Raw genomic sequence first — 20,557 nt, forward strand, 5'->3', positions numbered from 1 at the left:
GGAGGATACTTATGAAGAAAATATTAGTCGCAGATGATGAAGATATTTTGCGCATCCTGATCGCAGACACATTGGAAGATGACTTCCTGATTGAAGAAGCCGAAGACGGCAAAGAAGCCCTGGAAAAGATCCGGTCCAATGACTACGATTTGGTCGTACTGGATTATATGATGCCGTATTTGACCGGCATGGAAGTGCTCGAGGAAGTCAGAAAAGACCAAAACGACACGAAAGTGTTGATGCTGACAGCGAAAGCGCAAGACGCTGACCGCGAGAAAGCCATCTTGAACGGGGCGGATTATTTTATGTCCAAGCCGTTCAGCCCGATGGAATTATTGGCGCTTGTGGAAGATATTTTGGTGTCCTGATAAGCTGTGTTCTCCGAAGCTTGGATAGCCCACTGCTTCATTGAGATGAGAAGAGCTTTCGCATCCTATGTCTACGTAAAATTTCAAAATAGTTAACACTATAAAAAACGACCAGCCCCTATCTTAGGAGCTGGTCGTTTTTTCATTTCGTTTAACTATTTCTCAACTCTCCGGCTCGTCGTCTAATCCGTATGTGGCGTAGAAAATGACACCGTTTTGCTCTTGGCCGTTTTGCAGGTTCTTCATCACTTTCGACAAATTCACCGGCGCATACGGTTTGGTCAGGTAATGATTGATCTTGCTGATTTTACTGGCATCAGCCGATGGGTCAAGTGCGGAGGAAATGACGATCGGCGTGTTCCGTGTAACAGGGTCCTCTTTCATCATATCGACCAGGTCCCAACCGCTCAATTCCTCGCCGAGCATGATGTCTACGACAGCGCCGACCAAAGGCGTACGCTTCGCTTCTTTGAAAGCTTCCCTTGGCGAGGTGTGGTAAATCACCTTAAAGCCATTGAGCTTCAATTCTTCAGACAACAGCAGCGCAAGGCTCATATCGTCTTCTACGATCATCACAGGCGGATTTTCTTCTGCGCCTTCCTGCGCAGTATATTCCTGGATTCCGGATACGAGCGGCAATTCAAAGTGGATGGTCGTGCCTTGCCCTTCCTGTGATTCGATCCAAATTTTGCCGTCATGCTTGACGATGATTTCCTGGCAAATCGCGAGACCCAGTCCCGTCCCCCCAATTTTGCGGCGCGAACTATTATCGATGCGCTGGAATTTGGAGAACAGCTTAGGAATATCTTCAGCTGGAATTCCGATCCCTTCATCTTGGATAGAGACGCGGAGATTATTAAAATTATTCTTCATGCAGATGGTCACATTGCCGCCTTCAGGGGAAAACTTGATAGCATTACCGATTAAATTCATCAATACTTGCGCCAGGCGCTCACGGTCGCCTTCCACTTTAACGTCTGAAGCATCGTCGATTAATACAATGGAATGGGTCGACTGCGTCCTGAATTTCTCTGCTGCTTCGATGACCAGCTCATTCATCGACAGTTTATCCATCCGGTACACCTGGTCCCCAGACTCCATACGCTGCAAATCCAAGAAATCGTTGATCAAATTGGTCAAACGCATCGCTTCTTTATAGATGGTCTTCAAATAACGCACTTGCTTGTCCGGTTTCAATTCCTTATTGAGCAGCAATTCCGTAAAGCCAAGTACGCTCGACAGCGGGGTCCGCAGCTCGTGGCTGACGGTGCTGACCAATTCGGATTTCATCTTGTCGACCTCATGCTCTCTCGTAATGTCGCGATGCACAAAGATCGTGCCTGTGCGCTCCTCGTCGACGATGACCGGGGTGCTGTAGACATCAATGACCCGTTCATAAGGCGCTTTGACGGTATATTGGAAGGTCTTTGCTTCGCTCTCTTTATTGCGGATGCACATGTTGAGGAATTCAACCATCGCTTCTGGAGTGGTCGTTTGTTCGGCCATCTTATGGATCCATGCCTCTTGTGGAATAACCGCATCCAGCGGCGCATTGCCGCAACTGAGCATCGTGCACATCGTTTCATTGCGCTGCACCATGCTGCCATTTTTTCCAATGAACTGAATGCCTTCATTGATATTATTGACGATGCGTTCATTCAATGTCCGTTCATGGATTGCCGCATCGTATAATTGGATTCGGTCGATTGCCAAATGGATTCGTTTCAGCAATCCGTCGATATCGGCTTCTTCTTCTGTTGAAAAGGCTCTTCCGACACGCGACAAGCCGATTAGCGCGATGCCTTCGTTTTGTTCATTTTTCACAGAAGCATACAAGTCATGGGCATAGACGGGACCGTCCACAAAGCCTTTTTGCTCCAGCGCTTCCCTTCTGACTGTAAAGGATTCATCTTCTTTCAAGCGAGCCGTTAAATAAGGAATTTGTTGTTCTTGGAATTGCTCGAACATACCCTCCGTGAACCCTTTCAGCGCATATTCGCCAGACCCCGGCAACCATAAAACACCTGTGTCGATGTCATAAGTGTCAGTGAAGTACTTGAGCGTGGCATTGATCAATTTCTGTTTATCCAAAGTGAATGACAGGATATGGTTCAAGTCGTTGAAGCGGATTAACCGGTCCTTCGTTTGGCCGGTTTCTTCCAAGGCCACTTGCAGTTCTTCCTGCTTTTCCTGCAACTGATTCTTGTTCACAAGTAAGGCCTGGTTTTGGGAAGTCAGGTCTTCCTGGTTTTTACGGATGGTATTCATCATCCGGTAAAAAGTCATCGACAATAAGCCGATTTCATCTTTCCGTTCGATAGGAGTGTAAGACATTTGCTCGCCATTGCCGAACCCTTCGATGGATTCGCGCATTCCTTCCAAAGGCTTGACGATATCGTTCATGGCTCTATAAATAATCAAAGCTGTAATGATAAATAGCAGGATAAACAACAAAATCAATACGAACGAAAAGTTTTCGGACTGCCTGATCATGTCTTCGTTCAATTGCTCCAATTCTGCTTCGGATGTGGTTTTGTATTCATCGGCGAAAGCGACAAATTCGTTTACCGCAGCATTGGTGCCGGCATTCGAAAGATCCCTCAACGCTTGGTAATCGTTATTTTCCACTGCTTCAATGGCGTTTGGAAGTACTTGGCCTTCGAATGTCGCGATAAATGTGGTCAAATCTGAAATTTCTTTTTGTTCTTCATTATTAATCGATAAACTTTCCAATCTTTCCATTGCACTCTTCAAAATTTCTAGCTCTACATATGCCAGCCTCAGCTCTTCTTGGTTTTGAAAAGCATAGTACCCTCTCGTGCGGAAAAAAAGCTGGTTTAAGGCTTCCGAGAGCCCTTGCAGCGTTTCCTGCTTCTCGGCCAGCTGATCGTATTCTTCCAGTTTATCCTCTTGCAGCTTATTCATATAAAAATAAATGCCGGCAATCAATAAGGAACAAATCAGCAAAGAAGATAATGTTAAACGAAGATACTTATGTCTGATGCCTTTTTCCGATGATTTAAACATGATGCCCCGCCCCCAGCCCTTCGTTGTTTTATGCAGTAAAAAAATTTCAAAATTTAACCTTCATTGTAAAAATTCTTCTCTTGTCATAGTATACGATTTCTCTCATTTATAGAATCTTTTTTTATGCTTTTCTTCTTATATAATTGAGTCCTATACAATTGAAAAAGCTTGAGGCAATGGAAGCCTCAAGCTTTTGTGTCTTTTTGGGAAAATGACCACCGACTTTACAAGATCGGCGATACCAGTTTTGCAATATCCTGTTTGGCTTTTTCAATCCAGTGCTGCTCCTTAAAATCGGCTTCTACTAATTCGACAGAGAGCTTGCGGTCCTGTCGGAAGATATCCGCCATTTCCATTGCCGATTCAACGTCGTAGACGAAAGCATTCAATTCGAAATTCAAGGCAAAGCTGCGGACGTCCATGTTAGCCGAACCAACCGAATAAGCCTGCTCATCGATTACAAGTGTTTTGGCATGCAAGAAGCCGTTCTGATAGCTAAAGACTTTGACGCCGTCTTCGAGCAGCTCACGGGCAAAAGATAATGTCGCCGAATGGACGAAAAGGTGATCCGCCAAATGCGGAATCATTAGCTGTACGTCCACCCCGCCAAGCGCCGCAGCCCTAAGTGCATCCATAATGGATTTATCAGGAATGAAGTACGGCGTCTGCAAATAAATAGAGTCCCGTGCATGGTAAATCATCTTGAGATACCCGTTTTTAATATCCTCATGCGTCTCTAGCGGGCCACTCGCCACCATTTGCATCGGGGCGCCTGATGGATGATCCATTTTCGGAAAATAGGTTTCTGCATACTTCATCGGATATTTTTCAGCGGCCTGATTCCAGTCGATGAAGAACCGGTTCTGCAGGGAATGCACCGCTTCCCCTTCAATGCGCAGATGCGTATCTCGCCAATAGCCGAACTCTTTTTTCTGGCCGATGTATTCATCACCGACATTAAATCCCCCGGTATAGCCGACCTGCCCGTCGATGACGACCAATTTCCGGTGGTTTCGGTGATTGAGCCGCGGATTAATGCTCGTCAGCATGGCCGGCAAAAATGCAGCCGATTTGCCTCCTGCTTGATGAAAGGCATCGAAGAAATGCTTCGGCAGACTGCTCGATCCCAAATCATCATAAAGGAACAATACCTTGACGCCTTGCTGCGCTTTTTCAGTCAGCAGCGACAACAGGCTGCGTCCGAGATCGTCATTATTGAGGATGAAATACTGAAGGTGGATATGCTTCGATGCAGCGCGGATATCATCGAATAAGGCATCGAACTTCCGTTTGCCATCATTGAAGATTTGAATATCAGCGGCTGTCGATAAGGGCGCGTCGGTCCGCGCAGCGTTCATTTGGACAATGTCCATCCATTTCTCTTCAAGTGCAGCTGGCGGCTGGAAGCTTCTTGATTTCATTTCCGCAAGCTGGCGGTCTTGCAAATCTGTGAAGTCACGGTTCTCATAGGCAACTGGCCGATTCAGCCGATTGCGCCTCAAGGGTTTTCCGAACAGTAAATACAGCACAAAGCCGAGAATTGGGATAAAGAACAGGATTAAGATCCATGCCCATGCTGAAGAAGCCGTTTTACGTTCGAAAAATAAAATGAAAAACGCCAGCACAATATTTACAACTATAAAAAGGTTACTGATAGCACTGAACCATTCGAATGAAATCTTAATCCCTCCTTAAGCTACGGCTTTATTGCACAGTTAAGATTTAAATAACCACTAGTATTAATCCTCGCCTGGGAAACAGCTGATGATAAAGGCATCCTCAAACAGGCGAATTTATAAAAAGGCAAAAAGCCAATACGCTATGCGTTTGGCTTATTTCGTGCCCTTACTCTTCATCTTCTTCATCGGCTATCGGTTCTTCGGGAACCAGTTCTTCTTCGCCCTCTTCCGGTGTCACATCAATGTCTTCATCTACAGGCTGCTCGTCTTCAGCATCTCCGCAAGCCGCCAGCATGCCGATTGACAGAAAGGCTGCTGTCCCCAGTTTTACCCATTTGGATTGAACCATTCGAAAAACCTCCCTTCACTTATAAGCTTTGAACTCATTTTTCTTGTGCTAACACTTTACCCGTTATGCCATTGGTCAACACATCGAATTGGTTTTCAATTACCGGTTGATGGGTATCGTTTCTTTCTTTGGGCACTCGGATAAACCTACAAAAAGCCCCAGCTGAGGATGCTTAGAAGCACCTCCACGCCAGGGCCAGGATTCCCGTTAATTTATTTCCAACGGGAGTCAGCGAATTCATTTTTCTTCGTTAGTTCGAAACCAAGCTGTTCGATGGCGATTTTCAACGTCGCTTCCATTCTTTCGCCTTTTAAGGAGTGGGCAAAATGCGGGACTTTCATTGCCATCGTCGGCAGAATACCGGTGATGATCGGGATGATTCCCATGATTTTCAGTGCTTTGATCAAATCCAGCAAAGGCTCTTCGATGCGCGGGTCGATTTGCGTAATGCCCGAGAAATCCATGATCAGAAAATCGATGCCTTCACTTGCTTTCATCACCACGTCATCAATCAATTGATAAGCACGTTCAAGCGTAATGTGGCCGATGATCGGCAGGATTGAAATCTCATCCGACAAAGGCACGAGCGGCGACGACAAGGTCTGGATTTCCTTTTGGGCTTTGTCGAGCTCCAGGATATAGCTCAACAAAGAAGACATCATCTCGAACATCTCTTGCTGCTCTTCCGTAAACGAAACCGGGTGCTTATCCAAGCCGCAAATAGTGCCGTAGACTTCCCCGCTTTCGAAGTAAATCGGGATGCCGATGAATGCGCCGTTGCCGAACTGGGAGGCAATGGGCAAGGTGCCGGCGTTTTCATCTTTTGATATGTCTTCGATCAATAGCGGTTCTTTTCCATAATTGATCGCTAAGCTGCAGAAAGTCTGATCAAGCGGCGATCGGCTGTCTTCGATTACCAGCTCTTCATGTCTATTGAACGCTTTTTTGATGGTATTGGTTTTTCCGTCGTTTTCAGCAATGAAAAGCGTGTTGATATCCATTTGCTTGCTCAGCATATGTAAGATCTGATTGGCTGCATCATTGAAATTCTGAAATTTTCTGGAAGGGCTAATTGTCTCATGTTGCATATAATCCCTCCTCTTTGGGGAGTGTCCAAGGCAAAAAATTGGCGCACTTTTTCTAACGATACTATAAGCGGTTCTTCGATTGCAATATGCAGGCTTTCTAGCACCGATGAATTCAACGGAACCCGCGCTGGAAAGAGTTTTAGTATAAATGAAAAACCAGGCTTAGGCCTGCTTCGACATCGATTGATACTGCGGTGAAGCAATCAATTCGTCTTCCATCAAGACATATGGATGGGTTTTCATCAAGCTTTCCCTTAAATGAACAGGCATTTTCTTTTTTTCGTAAGCGCAAACCAGCGGGAAATCAAATTCGTTCACTGCGCGATCCGCAATCTTTTCGAAATCTTCTATAAGGAATAATGGTTCTTTCACACTTTCCCATTCCACATGCGCCCATGACCGGAAGCTCAATTTGTTTTCAATATAAGGCGCCACGGTTTTGGTGAAATACTCATGGATGGCGGGTGGATGGTAACTTCCACTCGACCAATAGAAATGAAGGCTATTGACGAAATGCACCATTTTCAGTTGTTTTTCAGTATATTGTTTTTCCATATGCCGCTTAAGTTCACGGGTCATCCGCTCATTTTCAACAATCAAAATATGATCACCGGCGTGAATTCCTTCGTCTATGTAGTTCAATAGCTGCTTCACATAATTTTCAGTTCCATCGAAAGCATATAGCACGTGAACACTGCACTGGCTTTCAAGCAATTGATCCATCTTACTTCTCAAGCGATCTACCTTCTTTCTCTACGCAATTTCAACCAAAAAAGAAGTTCAACACTCGACAAACTGGAGAATCGAGAAAAACAGCTTTCTTTCTATTAAATTATACCATTACCCTGTACTTTTCTGCTGTTATTCTTTTCTACCCCCATCCAGCTGGCTGATAAGCACTACTCATGCCGTTTCGAAGCTTATACAGAAAAGACAGAACAAGGATCCGGTCATAAAAAAAAGGAAAGGCCTGGGCCCTTCCTTTTCAATCTTTAATTACTGCTTTCTAGTTTGACGATACGTCAGTGTTCCAGCTGCCATGAAGATCAATGTGCTAAGTGCTACCCACAAGATCATTGTATTGGATTGGCCAGACATGCCGCCGAATCCAGTTGAAGGCATTTTGTCAGGAGCTGTGTTCTCGAAGTTCTCTGGGAATTGGTCGACGATGGCGCCGCTCAATCCTTTCCCGATATCGAACATGATCGCATAACCTGTGCGGTATGTGTCATATGACGCGGCATAGTCGCCGTTCACGTATTGTTGGAAAGTATCCACAACGGATTGTTCATGCGCTTCCACGCCTGCAATCGTTTCATCCAACGGCATACGGTCTTCAGTTGCTTTATTCAAAAACGTGCCAAGATCTGTTGCGAATGTGCTAGTCAAAGTGGAGACGGCTTGCTCTTTTGCTTGCTCATCTTCTGAAGCTGTCGCATTTGCCAAGTCACCTTGGACAGCGATGTGTTCGTTATTCCATAGTTCTACAAACTGGTTGCTCGCTTCTTCACCGTAGACTGAAGCTAGCGCTGAACGGAACTCTTCTGTGTTTTGGTCTTGTGCCCAGTTGACGAAATCGAAGTCAGCCGAACCATTGTAGCCTTTTGCCATGCTCAATTGCGCAAGGGCAAAATGTTCTGCTGCAATGCGGTTGACTGTCGAACGGAAGTCGCCGGCTGGTGTGTTCGGATCAGAGAACTGATCTGGGAATTGAGCCGAAATCGCTCCGCTGATTGCGCTGCCTGCACCGAAGATTTGCGTGAAGCCTTCGAGGTACATCGTGTAAGCAGCTTCGTAATCGCCTTCTACATAAAGATCAAACGTATTTTGTACGTAATCTTCGTGTTCACGAAGTGCGGCTGTCGCACCGTCTTCCGGAAGATTGCCTTCCGTTGCCGTGCCGAGGAATTCGCCCATTTCATCGACGAACGACTGGATTTGAGCCAATGCTTCTTCTTGCATCGCGGCGTCATCCGCTTTCACGGCCGCTGCGTATTCATCTGTTCCCATATTGTGCTTATCGAAGATTTCAACGAAAGCCGCTCCGCCATCTTCCCCGTAAACGGAAGCAATGACCGGTTCCATATCGGCTGCGTTTTCATCGAGTGCCGCCATAGCTTCTTCTGCCGCTTCGTCGCCATCATAAATTTTCATCATGGAATCCACTGCGAGCGCATAATGCTCGGACAATAGCGAATCCAACGTTGCGCGAAGTTCGACGCCTGTTGTTTCCGTCGGCGGTGCTTCTTCAGCTGCCAACACCGTAGAACCGATTCCCGGAACTAATAGTGATGCCCCGACTACTGGTAGTAAAAGCTTTTTCATTTTCATCTAACCACTCCTCTTTTTTGTTTTCTTATAAGCTCAACGGGGCGGGTTTCATTTTAGATCACAATTTCTAAAAAAAATTTTGATTTCCGCATCACCGATACTTTTGCACGGCACTGAATGAATTCTTGATTGCATCCTTTTTAAGCTCATTTTGAGTCCGATTAGGTATTTAAACCCAATAATTAATACTTTATTTTTTCAAATTAAAATATTTGACAATAAAATAAGCCTTTAAGTATAGTTGCGAAGTTGTATTTTCATTTTTGCTAGGAGGGAAACCTATGAATATTTTTCAATTATTTTCTGGCCCTTACGGCTGGGTGATGGCGTTTGTTTTTTGGTATCCGTTCGTCATGGCTCTTTTCTGGATGGCGGGTTCGCTTCTCTTTCTTAGAACCAAAGAATCCAAAGCCGATTCTTTAGTGCTGGAGGATTTCGACTGGCCGATGATCAGCATATTGGTTCCTTGTTACAACGAAGAGGAGACGCTCGAAGAAACAGTACGAAATCTTGCTGGACTTTCTTATCCCAAAAAAGAAATTATTTTGATCAACGACGGTTCTACGGATGGCACGGCACAGTTGGTTAAGACCTTGTCTGAAAAATACGAGCTTGTCCGAGCTATCCAATTGAATGAAAATCGGGGCAAGGCGAATGCCCTTCAGGTAGGCTTGTTCGCGTCCAGGTCAGAGTATCTCATCTGTGTGGATTCCGACGCATTACTTTCCGATACCGCTCCTTACTACTTGATACGCCATTTCTTTAATGGCGGGGAAAGACTTGGAGCTGTGACCGGCAATCCCGCAATCCGCAACCGCAATAATTTGCTCAGCCGCATGCAGTTGGTCGAATATGCATCCATCATCGGCGCAATCAAGAGAACCCAAAGACTGCTCGGAAAAGTCATGACTGTTTCGGGCGTCGTTGTCGCTTTTCGGAAAAAAGCGCTGGTCGATGTCGGGTTATGGGATCGTGACATGATTACCGAAGACATTGCAGTCAGCTGGAAACTTCAAAAACGTTTTTGGGATGTCCGCTACGAACCGCGGGCAATTTGCTGGATGCTCGTCCCTGAAACCTTAGCAGGCATTTGGAAACAGCGTGTCCGGTGGGCACAAGGCGGCCAGGAGGTCATTTTGCGGCATTGGAGAATTTTGTTCAGCTGGAAGCAACGCAGAATTTGGCTGATTTATCTTGAACAATGGACCAGTATCTTGTGGGCATTTTGTTGGCTCTTTGTCACTGTGCTGCTGTTGTTTACTGCTGATACCTTTCAGGAAATGCTCATTTGGTTTACCATCACTTCGTTTGCATTGGTATTTATCAGCTTGATTCAATTGCTTTTTGCCCTGCTGATTGCCTCCCGCTACAACGAAGTAATGAAGTATTATTTGTGGGCAGCTTGGTATCCCGCTATTTATTGGATGCTCAATACTGCGGTGGTGATGGCAGCCGTGCCTCGGTCCATTTCTTCACGCTTGAAAGGAGGTTACGCTATATGGCACAGTCCAGACCGCGGCATGAAGAAGAAATCTTCTTGATAGCCGGCAATCGCTCCTGGCTTCATGCTTGCATCGATTTTATTTTCACCTTGTTCTTCTGGTTATACAGTTCTTTAGTGGTTTTATATTTCTTGTCTGCCACATTCGGCTTCAATAATAGTTTGACAAAAACCTTGAATGCTTCGTTCAATACGATCAATCAGGACATACGTAATCTAGTCCTCACGGCGCTCGTGATTTTCTTCGTTTTCTATGCTTTGCTTTTCGTGAACCGCTTTTACAATATAAAGAGATTCGGTTCGTTGAAAAGACGCAGTTACCCTTTACCAGCCAACATCGATGAACTCGAAGCATTAAAATTGATGAAGCTTGAGCACATCGAAAAACTGCAAAGTGAAGACTATTGCGTCTTTGATACTAATCCAATCGCTCCGTTGGGAAATGAAAAGCTATGATGAAAAAGGTCTTTATTTGGCTTGCCGTCATCGTCTTGTTTAGCCTATTCTTTATATCCCGTAAAGAGTTGTTCGCAAATGCGCTAATAGTGGACACACCGGCTATGTCTTTTCCAGAGGAGTTATCGGAAGATGGATGTTTAGGGTTGAATTATCATCGTGTCAAAAATGATAGCTGGCTCACCAAATCTGCCCGCAGTTTGCTCCAGCCAAGAGAGCTTGTTCAATATAGCGTGCTGAAAAGTGAATTTAAAAATCAAATCGAGACATTGATCGAAGCCGACGCAGTTTTTTTAAGCCAAGAGCAGTTGCTAGAGGCAAAAGCTCGAGATGCCTTCCCCGAAAAATGTGTATGGATCTCATTTGATGACATTGACAGATCGGTTTACCGAAATGCTTTTCCCATTTTAAAAGAAGCGAAAATTCCATTCACCTTGTTTATTATTGCAGGACATGTTGGAGATAAAGACTTCAGCAACCTCGAAATGGCCACTTGGGGCCAACTTAGAGAAATGCAGAAAAGCGGCTTGGCTGACTTTGGTTCGCACACCTATGATATGCATCGATTTGAAAATGAAATTCCCGTTTTCCTATTGCCGGGAAAGTCGAGGGAATTTGAGCAGGACCTAGAAAAAAGTGTAAAAAAGATCGAGTTGGAACTGGGCGTTGCTGTCAAAAGTTTCGCTTACCCTTATGGAAACACCACTGAAGCTGTTGCTCAATCATTGAAAAAGAAAGGGTTTGAAGTCGGGTATATTTTGGCGCCACAAACGATACGCCCTGCTGACGACAATTTCCTAATCAATCGAATCATCGTCAATCAAACAACATTCGATGATGTGCTGCTTCCTTATTTAGAAACGTCTGGTACTCAAGATAAAAACAACCTCAAAAAATAACCTTTACTCCATACATTGAGAGAAGTCGCGCTAAATGCCGCTTCTCTTTTTTTCATGCAGCGATTCGCACGTCCTTCCCTTCTATTTCCTGGAAATTAAGTATTCGAAGCTAAGGTTCGTTTTGCCTTTACTGATAACTTCCTCCCCAGGGCTTTCTAATAGAAACTAAAAACCTTCCGTTGTTAAGCGGTTACATTGATAAAGCCGGTTTAGCGCCCATTTGAGGTGGTAGTTAAGATAAAGTAGCGTCAATTAAATACGAAGAACCCGGCACAAGATATGGCCGGTTAGATAATGGGATTTTCAAGAACTTACTATATAGAGGAGGAACAGAACATGGGTAAATTACAAGATAAAGTAACCGTCATTACAGGTGCAGCAACAGGCATCGGGAAAGCGACAGCAGAAGTATTTGCACAAGAAGGCGCCATCGTCCTGCTTGCGGATATTAAAGAAGAGGCATTGCAGGAAACGGTCGACAAAATCAATGAAAACGGCGGCACGGCAAAAAGCTTCCAGGTGAATATCGCCAAGGAAGAGGACGTCACTTCTTTCGCTAATCAAGTAAAAGAACAATACGGCACCGTCTATGCCTTGTTCAATAACGCCGGCATCGACCAAGAAGGCGGCAAAGTGCATGAGTACCCGGTCGATTTGTTCGACGACATCACCGCTACTGACTTGCGCGGCACTTTCTTGATGAGCAAATATTTCATCCCGCTCATGATGGACAATGGCGGGGCGATCGTCAACAACGCTTCCATGTCCGGCAGCTTTGCCGATTTGGACCGCTCGGGCTATAACGCAGCGAAAGGCGGCATCATTAACTTCACGAAATCCATCGCCATCGAATACGGAAGATCCGGCATTCGCGCCAACTCCGTATCCCCTGGCACAATCGAAACACCACTGATTGATGAACTTGCTGGCTCTAAAGAGGAAGAAGCAGGACGTGAGTTCAGAGAAAGCAATAGATGGCTCGCTCCTTTAGGGCGCCTTGGCTTACCGAAGGAAATCGCTACGACGGTGTTGTTCCTCGTCTCAAGCGACAGCTCTTACCTGACAGGCCAGGATATTGTTGTGGACGGCGGTCTCACCGCTTACACATGGCCGGGCAAAATGGTCATGGACGACAACTGGAAAAAAACAACGACAAAAGAACAATAAGACTACAAAAAGAACCCCGAACGGCAGCTGTTTTCAACAGTAGCCCGTTTGGGGTTCTTTTTTATTTATGTTTAGTTTTTTGTTTCGGTGTAGACTTTGCTTGGTTTGCCTTCACGTCCAATTGCTCAGGACGCTCAAGTTTCACTACCGCATATGCGAGCCTCATCAACACCATAACCATCACGCCGACACCAACAGCCAAATAAATCATCGTGAAAGCTTTGCTCAAATTACCTGTCGGCGCAAGACCGGTCTCAATACCGGTCGGAATCAAGCTGACGAAGGCGAAATAAAAAGCATCAAAAAAGGCCCAGCCTTCTATTTGATAATAGAACAAAGTCCCCGACAGCACGATGAACGCCAAAGTCAGCAGCAAGGTCCTGAACAACGGCTCTTTGCCAATGCGGTAAATGGCGGACAGCAAGCGTTTCAAGGTCAGTATAAGGGAAATCATGGGGTCATCACGCTCTTTTCTTTACGCATACTTGGTCAATAAAGCTGTTGGGATATGGCAATAATCATCCGGGCATCTATCCAAACGGTCCTGATGCTCAGCTGCGCTGGCTATATAATTCTCAAGCGGCAAAACTTCGACTGCAATGCGTGCCGCATCTGTTCGTTCATTCATGAAGGCTTTTGCTGTGGTTAAATGTTCCGGCTTTTTGCTGTAAACGCCGGTTCTGTATTTCTCTCCGACATCCTCGCCTTGTTTATTGACGCTATACGGATCGATGATTTCAAAGAAATACTCCATCAGTTGTTGGACCGACACGCGCGAAGGATCGAACGTAGTTTTGACGCATTCCGCGTAGCCGTCGTAATCGCCTTCTAGCGATTGCGTCTCGCCGTTTGCCCGTCCCGCTTCGGTCGACTCGACACCCGGCAAAGTTTTGATGAACGCCTGCACGCCCCATAAGCACCCACCTGCAAGATATATAGTTTCCATACCGACACTCCTCTTGTGCTACATTGGCTCTTGCCATGCGAGCCGAGCTGTTTCATTCAGTATAGCATCTCAAGGAATCCAGCATAATCCTGCGTTATTTCCTCGATGTCAGCTTTTGGCTAAGCCCGAATCCATTGTTTCAATAAACCGCTTTTTAAGAATTGTTGACCTCTAGGATCGTCAGCGCCTTTTTTACATAGAGAAATGGCTCCACTGTTGAATCCGATATACCTATTAAATATACAAAACAAATTTTTAGCGTTTTGCCAGAGGTGCAATCATCACTTTTGGGTGCTCATGAAAACACATACTCTACACTATATATTCAGAATAATTAAATAGTTATGATGTTTTTACCGAGTTGCAATACCGGTAAGACGAGAAGGAGTGACTTTTGATGAGCAAAAAGAAATTACTGACTTTAAGTTTGGCAGCTTCACTCGCATTATCCGCGACAGCGGTTTCCGCCGATACCCTATCTAAGCAGGAAACAGAAAAAGTCCATGTCAATAAAGATACCCAGACGCCCGATTTCATTTCCGGGACATTGACTGAACCATCCGATCAAGATGCAAAAGAAATTGTCTTTACATATTTGGAAGAAAACGAAGACACATATAAAATCGATAAAAAAGACCTTTCCAGCTTCAAAGTCATCAGCCAGGAAACAGACGATCTCGGCTTCACTAAAGTGAAGCTCCAGCAGAAATTTAAAGGCGTGCCTGTGTTCGGTTCCGTGATCAACGCTCACGTTGACCAAGACGGTGTGCTTACTTCCATCTCAGGGAATTTGGCGCCGGAATTATACGATAAGAAATCCTTGAAAAAAGGCGCAACCTTGAAAGCGGGGGCTGCAGTCGAAAAAGCAGCGGCTGACTTGAAAGAAAAGATCGGCAGTTCCCCGGAGCTTGAAGTTGAAGTGACACCGGAATTGGTCATCTATTCCAAAGACGGGCAAGCGCATTTTGCCTACAGCGCTGAATTCGAATTCCTTTATCCGGAACCGGGGAATTATCAATACTTTGTGGATGCGAAGACCGGCGATATCCTCGATTCCTATAACCAGATCCATGAAGCTAAGCCATCAGGCGGCGGCGCCAGCTTGGCAGGCAATGATTCGACAGCGACCGGCAAAGGTGTATTGGGAGATACGAAAACATTCAATACTTTGGTCAACAGCAATGGTTCTTACCTGGTCGACCGCACGCGCGGCAACGGAATTTTCACGTACGATGCCAAAAACCGCACACGTACGCCGGGCACGCTTTGGCTCGACAGCGATAATGTCTACAACGCCGCTTATGACGGCGCTGCAGTAGATGCCCATACTTACGCTGGCCAGACCTACGATTACTTCCAGGATATCCATAGCCGCAATAGTTACGACGGCAACGGAGCTGAGTTGGTTTCCACTGTCCATTATGGCCGCAGCTATAACAACGCGTTTTGGAGCGGTTCGCAAATGGTCTACGGTGACGGTGACGGCACTACCTTCGTGCCATTATCCGGTGCACTGGATGTCATCGCGCATGAATTGACGCACGCCGTGACGGATACTTCCGCTGACTTGATCTACCAGAACGAATCCGGCGCAATCAACGAATCGATGTCCGATATTTTCGGCACGCTTGTTGAATACCATTTCAATAACAAGCCCGACTGGCAAGTGGGCGAAGACATCTATACGCCAAACGTCTCGGGCGATGCACTACGCTCGATGGAAGACCCGACTTTGAGCGGAGACCCGGATCATTACTCAAAACGCTATACGGGCACGGGTGATTACGGCGGCGTCCATATCAACTCCGGCATCAGCAACAAAGCGGCGTTCCTGCTCGCCAATGGCGGCACGCATTACGGCGTGACAGTCGCTGGCATCGGCAACGATAAAGCGGGCGATATCTACTACCGCACACTCACGCAATACTTGACGCCGAACTCCAACTACAGCCACTTCCGCGTTTCCACCATCCAAGCGGCAACGGATCTGTACGGTGCATCGAGTGCTGAAGTCGCAAGTGTTAAAGCAGCGTTCTCGGCTGTCGGCGTCAACTGATCGATCGGCCAAAGCAACATAACGCAGCTATAAGCGCAGCTTTCATTTGCGTATCACTGCCTTATCAATAAATAAAGCACAGCTGATTCCATTCAGCTGTGCTTTATTGCGTTCATATTATTATCGGATTATGGAATAATCACCAACGAAACAGCGCGTTCGCTCCCTTGTTCCGGCTCTTGAGCATGATAGTATTTTTCCATTAATGAACTGAGCTCCGACTGAAAATTGGCAAAAGAATCGTCTGTTAAATTCAGCTTCACTAAAGAAAATGTCGATTGATCCTGGGACTGCTCTTCCACGCTGCGCTCATGGTAATTTTTATAGTTTTGCAGAATGTACATAAAATAGTACGTGATGAACCGGATTCTCTCGCTATAAGTAGCTGACTGCCAGTCTTCCTGGCTCACTTTATAAGCTTGCGTGTTCAGTGCATAGAGTTTTTCTTCCACTTTCCCGCTGCGGTTTATGCCCACCACTTTCAGCAAGTCATCCTCCACCATGGAATTCACGTGTCTGTACAAAGTCGCTTGCGACACTTCTTTCAATAGTTTATTCAGCTGCAGGATCGATAAGCCCTCATCAACATCGATCAATTCCAAAGCTATTTTAAACCTGACTTGGTTTTTAAATAAATCAAATTCCATGTGCAATGTCCCCTTTTTGAGTGCGCTTAATTAGCTATTATATATTCTTTCTGTTGATTTACCAACTCCACCTAAATGGCCGGCTGGCAGCGCGTAACCTGCTGAAAATAACGGGCATGCATAAAGTAGTTGACGTTTCTATTATCATTATTGATAATGATAATGGAAAGGGTGATAATTATGAATACTGATATTACTGCTTTACTGGAAATCGATTGGGCACAAATCCTGCCGTTCGCCTTGCCCATTATCTTCTTCAACTTATTGCTCATTGGCGTCGCACTGTACGACTGGTTTAAGCGGAAAGATCGGATTGCGGCACCGTATGCTTGGCTCGCCGCCATCTTATTATTCCAATCATTAGGGCCGATCTTGTATCTGGTCATCGGAAGGAAGGTCATTCGCCATGATTACAGTCGAGAAGCTTCATAAGACGATCAAAAAACGAAAAATCTTGAGCGATGTCTCTTTTACGGTTGCACAGGGTGAATGCATTGGTTTATTGGGGCCAAACGGTGCCGGCAAAACGACGCTTATTAAATGCATGACTGGCGTTTTGCACTACGAACAAGGGAACATCGCCTTCCATTCCAAGCCTATTGCCCAGCACAAGCAAGATATCGGCTATTTGTCCCAGCATACAGACTTCAAGCCGTGGATGAGCTGCGGGGAATCGCTTCGTTTCTTCGGAAAACTATCAGGCCTGGATGCGGCAGTTTTACAGAAGGCTATCCCCGCGGTGCTGGCGGAAGTTGGGCTGAAGGATAAAGAAAGCTATAAAGTGGAGCAATTATCCGGCGGCATGAAGCAGCGGCTCGGAATCGCACAAGCCATTTTGCACGAGCCGCAATTGTTGATTTTGGATGAACCGGTCTCAGCTCTCGATCCGATCGGCCGGAACGAAGTGAAAAAATTGATCGCACGCTTGAAGAAACGGACGACCATCATCATTTCCACACATATCCTGGATGATGCCAGTGAGTTTTGCGACCGCTACATCGTGATCAAAGATGGCGCGATTGCCGGAACCATCGACAGCCAACTTCAGCATGCAGACCGCACACAAGTTTTGGTGAAGACAGCGAAGATTCCCCCAGTAAGCGGCATTTGGGCCGGTGATGGCGTGGCGCATATTGAAAGCCTGTCACCTACCGCTTTCCTTTTGACAGGGACTGAACAACTTGATTTGAAAAAAGTCGTTCATGACTTGGATGTACAAGAGCTGGATGTCACGTCCATCGAGTTTTATGAAAAAGGAATCGAGGAAATTTTCCTGGAGATGGTGTCGGACACATGACCAACTTTTATACGCTAACCCAAACCGAGCTGGCGGAAGCCGCAAAAGAATACAAATTTATTTGGCTGACATTGTTTTTCGTCATTTTGGGCGTCACCCAGCCTTTGGTCAATAACTATATGGACGTGATCCTCGAAAACGTGGGTGGCGCAGACGGCATCACCATTGACCCGAACCGGCCGATGCCGAGTTCCGGAGAAGTTCTTCTATCGACTATTTCCGGCCAGTTCAACCAAATTGGACTTATCATTTTGATCATCAGCTTCATGGGGCTCATTGCGTCCGACCGCAATAGCGGCATGCAGGACTTTATCTTGACCCGTCCGGTTGCCATTCCGTCTTATTTATTGTCAAAGCTTGCAGGCCACTGGCTCATCAGCATGTTCGCCATTGCCATCGGAGCCGCCGTTTCCTACGGCTACACGGTTTTTTTATTCGGTTCGTTCTCTTTTTCCGATTTCTTGTTATTTCTTTTGATGTATAGTTTGTGGATTCTCTACGTCATCAGCCTAGCGATTCTAATCAGCACATTCATCAAGGGGCTCATTCTCATCGCAGTCACGACGATCGCCGTCTCCATTTTCTTGATCCTGATCAAAAGCTTCAACCATCTTGTGTTTCAGCTGTCCCCAGGCGGCGTCTTGAACGTCGCAGAAAACCAATTGCTGCCGGGTGGTGAGGTCAATCATTTCAGCATCCTGTCGTGTGGAGTGTTCATTGTGTTTAACATTTGGCTGGCCAAAATCAATCTGAACAAACAGTAAGCGGGTTCCCTTTGCGCACTACAGAAACTCAGTCCATCCATAACGGACTGGGCTTCTTTTTCGATCACCTAAAATCACCATCCTCCGGGATACTCATCAAAAAAACCACTTTCAAAATAGCGCAAAAATATTTTGCGCAAAAATTTTAGATATTTAAATTTTTGAAAAAATCATTTGCACCTCTTCCAAGCTCATGGCAAAATAGTTGAAAAGGCTCTCATTATCTTGCATTGAGGAGATGGATCATGAAAAATCAACAGAAAATAGAAATTCCTTTTGTTATGGCGTTAATTCCATTCATCGTCATGATCAGCATCATGGCAATTACCATCATCAAATTTGGCGGTAGCCCGCACATCCCGTTATTGATCGGTGCGGCTATTGCTGCCCTGATCGGCTGGCGCTACGGGTATAAATGGGAAATCATCGAAGAAGGCGCTTATAAAGGCATCCGCATGGCGCTTCCGGCGATTGTCATCATCCTTCTCGTCGGTTTGATCATCGGAGCTTGGATTGGCGGAGGGATTGTGGCAACAATGATCTATTACGGATTGAAAATCATCACCCCTTCCCTATTCCTCGTGACCATCTGCATCATTTGCGCGATTGTCACTTTGGCCATCGGCAGTTCGTGGTCGACGATGGGAACGATCGGCGTCGCAGGAATGGGCATCGGCGTGAGCATGGGGATCCCTGCTGCCATGGTAGCAGGCGCGGTCATTTCCGGCGCTTATTTCGGCGACAAAATGTCCCCGCTGTCTGACACGACCAATTTGGCAGCTGGAATTACCGAAACCCCTTTGTTCACGCATATCAAGCATATGGTGTATACGACGATTCCTGGCCTCATCATTGCATTAGTCGTTTACTTTATCCTTGGCAGGCAGTTTGCCGGCACTGCGGTGGATATCGGCAATATCAACAGCATCCTTTCCGCATTGGAAAGCAATTTCGTCATCTCTCCTTGGCTTCTGCTCGTACCGCTCGCGGTCATCGTCTTGGTAGCGAAAAAAGTTCCTGCACTCCCGGCTTTGACGATCGGCGTGTTATTGGGCTGGCTGTGCTATGTATTTATCCAAGGCGGCAGCGTGGCCGATGCCGTCAATACGCTTCACGACGGCTTCGTGATTTCGAGCGGCAATGAAATGGTCGATAATTTGTTCAACCGCGGCGGCATCGAGTCGATGATGTACACGGTGTCCTTGACGATTGTCGCGATGATCTTCGGCGGCATTATGGAACAAGTGGGGATGCTCCAAGCCATCGTCAACCAAATTCTCAAGGTCGCGAAATCAGCGGGCAGCCTCATTGCCGCGACAATCGTTTCGGCCTTTTTCACGAATGCGACCGCTTCTGAACAATACATATCGATTCTTCTCCCAGGTAGAATGTACGCCAAAGCGTATCGGGACAAAAAACTGCATTCGAAAAACTTATCACGGGCCTTGGAAGACGGCGGCACCGTCACTTCGCCTTTGATTCCTTGGAATACATGCGGCGTGTTTATCGTGGCGACTCTCGGCGTCAGCACTTTCGCCTATGCGCCTTACGCGATTCTGAACTATACCGTGCCGATTATCTCCATCTTCATGGCATTCTTTGGGCTAAAAGTTGAATTCTTGACCGAGCAGGAATTAAAAGCACTGGAGGAAAAAGAAGCACGGCAATCGTCAAAACCCGGCGACAGCGATGCTTCAGATTCTGTCCTGACCTAACTCAGGAAACATCAAGCTAATCAAAGCTTGATGTTTTTTGATTGTTGAAGAAGTCTATAATCCGCTATTAATTAAAACTGAGCTTCCCTTTTCTATATTCAAAATCAATGCTCTAGCTAAGTATTTGGAGAAGCGTTCGCTCGACTCCAGTGGTAAAGCGAGACGACCGAGACCCCGCAAGGCGCAAAGCGACTGAGGAGGCTTGGGCGCGAGCCCACGGAAAGCGAGCGATAAGCTTCGGAAAATACGACTTCTTCACTTTCTCGA

At 46.1% G+C, this 20,557-nt stretch carries 19 protein-coding genes; 10 read left to right on the forward strand and 9 right to left on the reverse strand.

Annotation, left to right across the window (positions count from 1 at the left end; genetic code table 11):
- Nucleotides 1–11: 11 nt before the first annotated feature.
- A complete protein-coding gene (locus G3255_RS16475) occupies nucleotides 12–368 on the forward strand; it encodes a response regulator transcription factor (protein ID WP_211655463.1) in 357 nt (118 codons plus the stop codon).
- 162 nt (nucleotides 369–530) lie between these two features.
- Here G3255_RS16475 and G3255_RS16480 read toward each other — a convergent pair whose 3' ends face one another.
- The 6 genes from G3255_RS16480 to G3255_RS16505 all read right to left on the reverse strand — a co-directional run bounded on the left by G3255_RS16480 (nucleotide 531) and on the right by G3255_RS16505 (nucleotide 8,842).
- Nucleotides 531–3,395, reverse strand: a complete 2,865-nt coding sequence (locus G3255_RS16480) for an ATP-binding protein (protein ID WP_211655464.1) — start codon at nucleotides 3,393–3,395, stop codon at nucleotides 531–533.
- Nucleotides 3,396–3,619: 224 nt separating this feature from the next.
- A complete protein-coding gene (gene cls, locus G3255_RS16485) occupies nucleotides 3,620–5,080 on the reverse strand; it encodes a cardiolipin synthase (protein WP_349291469.1) in 1,461 nt (486 codons plus the stop codon).
- 160 nt (nucleotides 5,081–5,240) lie between these two features.
- The gene (locus G3255_RS16490) at nucleotides 5,241–5,423 is read right to left on the reverse strand and encodes a hypothetical protein (RefSeq protein ID WP_211655465.1); all 183 of its coding nucleotides are present in this window, start codon (nucleotides 5,421–5,423) and stop codon (nucleotides 5,241–5,243) included.
- 212 nt (nucleotides 5,424–5,635) lie between these two features.
- The gene (locus tag G3255_RS16495; protein WP_211655466.1) at nucleotides 5,636–6,511 is read right to left on the reverse strand and encodes a GAF domain-containing protein; all 876 of its coding nucleotides are present in this window, start codon (nucleotides 6,509–6,511) and stop codon (nucleotides 5,636–5,638) included.
- Nucleotides 6,512–6,673: 162 nt separating this feature from the next.
- Nucleotides 6,674–7,246, reverse strand: a complete 573-nt coding sequence (locus tag G3255_RS16500; RefSeq protein WP_211655467.1) for an MEDS domain-containing protein — start codon at nucleotides 7,244–7,246, stop codon at nucleotides 6,674–6,676.
- Nucleotides 7,247–7,507: 261 nt separating this feature from the next.
- Nucleotides 7,508–8,842, reverse strand: a complete 1,335-nt coding sequence (locus G3255_RS16505) for a hypothetical protein (protein WP_211655468.1) — start codon at nucleotides 8,840–8,842, stop codon at nucleotides 7,508–7,510.
- 281 nt (nucleotides 8,843–9,123) lie between these two features.
- On the opposite strand from G3255_RS16505, the gene pgaC reads away from it, so the two are divergent.
- From pgaC to G3255_RS16525, 4 genes are all read left to right on the forward strand, one after another.
- Entirely contained in the window at nucleotides 9,124–10,383 is a 1,260-nt protein-coding gene (gene pgaC / locus G3255_RS16510) for a poly-beta-1,6-N-acetyl-D-glucosamine synthase (protein ID WP_211655469.1), read from the forward strand.
- Entirely contained in the window at nucleotides 10,341–10,799 is a 459-nt protein-coding gene (locus G3255_RS16515; protein ID WP_211655470.1) for a poly-beta-1,6-N-acetyl-D-glucosamine biosynthesis protein PgaD, read from the forward strand. Before pgaC ends, G3255_RS16515 begins: the two co-directional genes overlap by 43 nt.
- Nucleotides 10,796–11,698, forward strand: coding sequence for a polysaccharide deacetylase family protein (locus G3255_RS16520; protein WP_211655471.1), 903 nt, complete (start codon nucleotides 10,796–10,798; stop codon nucleotides 11,696–11,698). The genes G3255_RS16515 and G3255_RS16520 overlap by 4 nt, the downstream gene beginning before the upstream one ends.
- 336 nt (nucleotides 11,699–12,034) lie before the next feature.
- On the forward strand, nucleotides 12,035–12,865 hold the full coding sequence (locus tag G3255_RS16525) for an SDR family oxidoreductase (protein WP_211655472.1): 831 nt from the start codon (nucleotides 12,035–12,037) through the stop codon (nucleotides 12,863–12,865).
- A gap of 61 nt (nucleotides 12,866–12,926) precedes the next feature.
- On the opposite strand, the gene G3255_RS16530 is transcribed toward G3255_RS16525, so the two are convergent.
- Nucleotides 12,927–13,319 (reverse strand): ion channel, encoded by a 393-nt coding sequence (locus tag G3255_RS16530; protein ID WP_211655473.1) that lies wholly within the window; start codon nucleotides 13,317–13,319, stop codon nucleotides 12,927–12,929.
- Nucleotides 13,320–13,340: 21 nt separating this feature from the next.
- The gene (locus tag G3255_RS16535; protein ID WP_211655474.1) at nucleotides 13,341–13,811 is read right to left on the reverse strand and encodes a peptide-methionine (S)-S-oxide reductase; all 471 of its coding nucleotides are present in this window, start codon (nucleotides 13,809–13,811) and stop codon (nucleotides 13,341–13,343) included.
- Nucleotides 13,812–14,208: 397 nt separating this feature from the next.
- Between G3255_RS16535 and G3255_RS16540 the strand changes: the two genes are divergently transcribed.
- Complete coding sequence (locus tag G3255_RS16540; RefSeq protein WP_211655475.1) at nucleotides 14,209–15,867, forward strand: M4 family metallopeptidase; 1,659 nt, start codon at nucleotides 14,209–14,211, stop codon at nucleotides 15,865–15,867.
- Nucleotides 15,868–15,995: 128 nt separating this feature from the next.
- On the opposite strand, the gene G3255_RS16545 is transcribed toward G3255_RS16540, so the two are convergent.
- Complete coding sequence (locus G3255_RS16545) at nucleotides 15,996–16,514, reverse strand: helix-turn-helix domain-containing protein (RefSeq protein ID WP_211655476.1); 519 nt, start codon at nucleotides 16,512–16,514, stop codon at nucleotides 15,996–15,998.
- Between the two features lie 180 nt (nucleotides 16,515–16,694).
- Between G3255_RS16545 and G3255_RS16550 the strand changes: the two genes are divergently transcribed.
- From G3255_RS16550 to nhaC, 4 genes are all read left to right on the forward strand, one after another.
- Complete coding sequence (locus G3255_RS16550) at nucleotides 16,695–16,946, forward strand: PLDc N-terminal domain-containing protein (RefSeq protein ID WP_211655477.1); 252 nt, start codon at nucleotides 16,695–16,697, stop codon at nucleotides 16,944–16,946.
- A complete protein-coding gene (locus G3255_RS16555) occupies nucleotides 16,921–17,811 on the forward strand; it encodes an ABC transporter ATP-binding protein (protein WP_211655478.1) in 891 nt (296 codons plus the stop codon). Before G3255_RS16550 ends, G3255_RS16555 begins: the two co-directional genes overlap by 26 nt.
- Complete coding sequence (locus G3255_RS16560; protein WP_211655479.1) at nucleotides 17,808–18,575, forward strand: ABC transporter permease; 768 nt, start codon at nucleotides 17,808–17,810, stop codon at nucleotides 18,573–18,575. Before G3255_RS16555 ends, G3255_RS16560 begins: the two co-directional genes overlap by 4 nt.
- Nucleotides 18,576–18,820: 245 nt before the next feature.
- On the forward strand, nucleotides 18,821–20,290 hold the full coding sequence (gene nhaC / locus G3255_RS16565) for a Na+/H+ antiporter NhaC (RefSeq protein ID WP_211655480.1): 1,470 nt from the start codon (nucleotides 18,821–18,823) through the stop codon (nucleotides 20,288–20,290).
- The last annotated feature ends 267 nt before the right edge of the window (nucleotides 20,291–20,557 follow it).

The sequence above is a fragment of the Planococcus sp. MSAK28401 genome, from assembly GCF_018283455.1.
In the GTDB taxonomy this organism is placed as follows: domain Bacteria; phylum Bacillota; class Bacilli; order Bacillales_A; family Planococcaceae; genus Planococcus; species Planococcus alpniumensis.